Below are 3,760 nucleotides of genomic sequence, written 5' to 3'. Positions count from 1 at the left end.
CGCAATGGCACTGGCCCGCACGTAGTCCAAAGTGGACTCGTATCCGCGCGCGTCCAGCCACTCCTTCGCGGCCGGCCAGCGGTCCTCCGGCCGGTCGCCGAGGGTGAACAGCGCCTCCTTGCACCCCTGCGCCGCCCCCGCGCGTGCGATCGCCAGCACCTCGTCGCGTTCGAGGAACGCGGCGGGCACCTTGTGCGGCACGGTCGCGAACGTGCAGTAGTGACAGCGGTCCCGGCACAGCCTGGTCAGCGGGATGAACACCGACCGGCTGTACGTGACGACCCCGGGACGTCCCTCCGCGAGCAGGTGCGCGTCCCGCACCTTGCCCGCCGACGTCAACAGCGCGTCCAGGTCCTCCCCGCGCGCGTGCAGCAACACGGCTGCCTCGGTCGCGTCGAGCACAGCGCCGTCAGCGGCCCGACGCAACGCACGCCGCATGGCCGCCGCGCTCGGGCGGGGCTGCGGTGGGATTAGCGAGATGTCCACTGCCACGTCAACGACCTTAAGCCGCTGAAATTCCTGATCAGTTGTGATCGGCTGTGGGACATCCCACTTCACCGCACCGTGACCAGCAACTCCGTGTTCCGGTCCAGCGGCGTGCCCAGCGAGTTCGTGCGCGAATGGATGTCGTTGTAGGTGAACTCCCGGCACAGGCTCGCCAACGCCGTGTCACTGCGGTCGTCGTAGTCGACCTGGTACGGCGCGTCCGCCTCCAGCAACGTCGTGAACAGCGACAACGTGCCGTCCCCGTTGTCCGCGACCTCGATGACACGGGCGTGCTGCGGGTAGTCGACGTGCGCCGCCGTGTTGATTTCCCAGAAGCTCCTGGACGGCGTGTCGTGCCGGTGCGGCGTGATGACGTTGCGGTGCGTGTGCCCATTGACCCACGCCAGCACGTTCGGGAACCGTTGCAACAAGTTGACCAGCGCGTCACCGTTCATCCGCGGATCCAGCGGCCGGCGCCGATCCGGCAGCACGTTGCCCATCGTCGTGCTCGTGTGGTGACTGAACAGCACAAACAGCTCGTCAGTGACGTTCTGCCGGGCAGGCCTGCCGAGCCAGTCGTAGTAGAGCGAGCTGTTGCGCTTGAGCGTCTTCTCGATCCAGTTGAGCTGGTGCAGCCCGATCGAGCCCGTCGAGAACCCGGCGAGGTTCGTGGTGTCCATGCTGATGCCCGTGACGCCGGGCGCCATCCGGAACGTGTAGAAGACGTCCACCCCATCCGCGTTGGCGTCCGTGTAGCCGTGCCCGCCCGACGGCAAGTGCTTGCGCACGAACTCGCCGGTGTCGAACAGCCGTCGCCTGCTGTCCGGCGTAACGGTCCGGACGACGCCGCCGCTCGCGAGGATGGCCATCGCCTCCGGAATGGCCGTGGGGTCGTTGAACGCCTGCGCGACCTTGGCGTTCTGCACGGGGTCGCCAAACCCGACGATCTTCTTCCGCCCGGTGTACCAGCTGTCGAGCAGTCCGTCCGGCAGCGCGCCGACCACGCTGTCGTCGTGGTTGCCGATCGTGGAGTACCAGGGGATGTTCAGGCCGGGGCTGACGAACTCCCTGACCGCCGCGTCGAGCAGTCCACGTAGCTGCGGAAAGCCCTTCGCCTTGTAGTCGTCCGAACCGCTGAGCTCCGGCTGCCAGAACGTGCTGATGCCCGCGTTCTGCACACCTTCGTACCGCGCGTCGCCGGTGTTGGGCGTGATCCGGCCGCCGTTGAGGACGGTGAGGAACCAGTCGAGCTCGATGTTCTCGTGATTGTCCGTGTTGTCGCCGGTGGTCATGAGGAAGTCGAACGGCCGGCCGGTCAGCGGCCCGTTCCTGACGGCGTTGACCCGCCTGACGAGCGACGTCGACCCCTGCGTGGTGAGGGCTTCCTGCGGCCGGTGCGCGCTCGCCCCCATGATCGGGTGCAGGTACTCGAACCGCAGGGGGCTCTGCGCGTCGCAGATGTGCATGTCGCTGAACTGCACGAAGCAGGCGAGGGCTCGACGCCTGGCTTCCCTGCCGGGCTTGGCCTGGACGAGGTCGTTGCGGATCACGGTCGGCCACCCCGGCCCCGCGGCGAGCCTGCGGTAACCGCTGGTGCCGATCGGCGCGGCCGCAGTGTCGAGCGTGGTGCCCGCGGTCGACGCAATCGCTTGCGCGTCGAGGAGTGGGACGCCAGCCGCTGCCGCGCCCATCGCCAGGAGAAAGGAACGCCGATTGAAACCCGTCATGAGCCGCCCCGATTCATCGATGGTGAATCGTGTTCATGTTCGGCGAGCTGCTGGGTTAAATCGAGAGGTCAGGAGGGGGACGGGAGCGATAAAGGCTGGGTGGGCTGGGTCAGTCGGAGTAGACGACGGCGACCGGGGCGTGGTCCGACCAGCGCTCCCCGTACGTCGCCACCCGCTCCACCACCCGATCGCCGCTTCACAACGCGGCTGGGGCGTCTGCAAGTACCACNNGACGCCAGAACCAGCAATGCGGGTTAGCTGGGCCAGTCGAAGGTGACGGTTACCGGGGCGTGGTCGGACCAGCGTTCCGCGTAGGTCGCGGCGCGTTCGACCACAGCCGAAGTCGCTGAGGCGGCCAGGCGATCGGTTGTGACAACGTAATCGATGCGCCACCCGGAATCGTTGTCGAAGGCCTTTCCGCGATAGGACCACCACGAGTACGGCCCAGCGACATCAGGGTGCAGCGCGCGCACCACGTCGTTGTACCCGGAGGCGAACACGGAGGTCATCCACTCCCGCTCATAGGGCAGGAAGCCGGACTCCTTCTGGTTCGTCTTCCAGTTCTTCAGGTCGGCCTGCTGGTGCGCGATGTTCCAGTCACCACACACGAGCACCTCACGGCCGGACACGGCCGCCTTCTCTCGCAGCGACACCAGGTACGGCAGGAAGGCCGCCATGAAGCGGTCCTTCTCGTCCTGCTTCTCGGTGCCGACGTCGCCGGAGGGCAGGTACAGCGAGGCGACCACGACGCCGGGCAGCTCGATCTCCACGTAGCGGCCGCTCGACTCGAACTCGGAGACTCCGAAGCCGACACGGACCGAGGTGGGCTCAACGCGCGAGAGCACGCCAACGCCTGCGCGGCCCTTCAGCGACGACGGGGCGTAGACGCCGTGCCAGCCCGAAGGTGAGTGGACCTCCGCGGACAGCTCGGCGGGTTCCGCGCGGACCTCCTGCAGACACACGACGTCTGCGGAGGAAGCCTCAAGCCACGAGAGGTAGCCCTTCTTGGCGGCAGCGCGCAGACCGTTGACGTTGACCGTGGAGACCGTGAGCACGACGGAGGAGCCTACTTGGAGGCCAGGCCCCAGGGCTTCGGGTACTCGGCACCGCAGCCGGCGCAGTGGGCGGTCAGGTCCAGGTAGCCGACGATGGTGGCCATCTCGTCGCGGGGCAGCGCCAGTTGACGCTGACCGTCGATCTCGGTGTAGAGGCCTCGCCACTCGGGCTCGCAGGAGCACTGCGTGACGCCCTTGCCTCTGCCCCACCGAAACATGTTCCGCAGCATGCCCGCAAGTTTGCCACACGCCACCGAAGGCGTTGCCCAATGCAAAGGCGGGCTTCGGCGACAACGAATACTTTAAAGGCACCTCTTGAACGCGCTGATCGCCGCAGGACATATTTGCCGCGGGCCCAGGAAATCTCCCCGAAGCACGAAAGCATCAAGGAGAAGAAATGAACGCGATCAAGGGTGTTCTCGCCGGTCTCGCCGCCACCGCCGTGCTCTTCGGTGGTGCCGCCCAGGCTTTCGCCACGCCGGCCACGTCGCA

Annotated in this window: 4 protein-coding genes; all 4 read right to left on the bottom strand. The window is 67.0% G+C overall.

Annotated features, from left to right (window positions below):
• Window positions 1-438 (bottom strand): radical SAM protein (locus tag B0F77_RS50340; protein WP_245849514.1); only part of this gene is annotated, 438 nt, incomplete at its 3' end.
• Window positions 439-554: 116 nt separating this feature from the next.
• Window positions 555-2,213 (bottom strand): TIGR03767 family metallophosphoesterase, encoded by a 1,659-nt coding sequence (locus tag B0F77_RS45655; RefSeq protein WP_086669301.1) that lies wholly within the window; start codon window positions 2,211-2,213, stop codon window positions 555-557.
• 254 nt (window positions 2,214-2,467) lie between these two features.
• Window positions 2,468-3,268: an exodeoxyribonuclease III gene (locus B0F77_RS45650; RefSeq protein WP_086669300.1), complete on the bottom strand. Its 801-nt coding sequence runs from the start codon at window positions 3,266-3,268 to the stop codon at window positions 2,468-2,470.
• 11 nt (window positions 3,269-3,279) lie between these two features.
• The gene (locus B0F77_RS45645) at window positions 3,280-3,498 is read right to left on the bottom strand and encodes a hypothetical protein (protein WP_086669299.1); all 219 of its coding nucleotides are present in this window, start codon (window positions 3,496-3,498) and stop codon (window positions 3,280-3,282) included.
• Window positions 3,499-3,760 lie beyond the last annotated feature (262 nt).

It is taken from the genome of Lentzea kentuckyensis (assembly GCF_002150765.1).
Lineage (GTDB): Bacteria > Actinomycetota > Actinomycetes > Mycobacteriales > Pseudonocardiaceae > Lentzea > Lentzea kentuckyensis.
The sequence above is the reverse complement of the archived record's forward strand: the minus strand, read 5'-3'. Positions and strand labels throughout refer to the sequence as shown.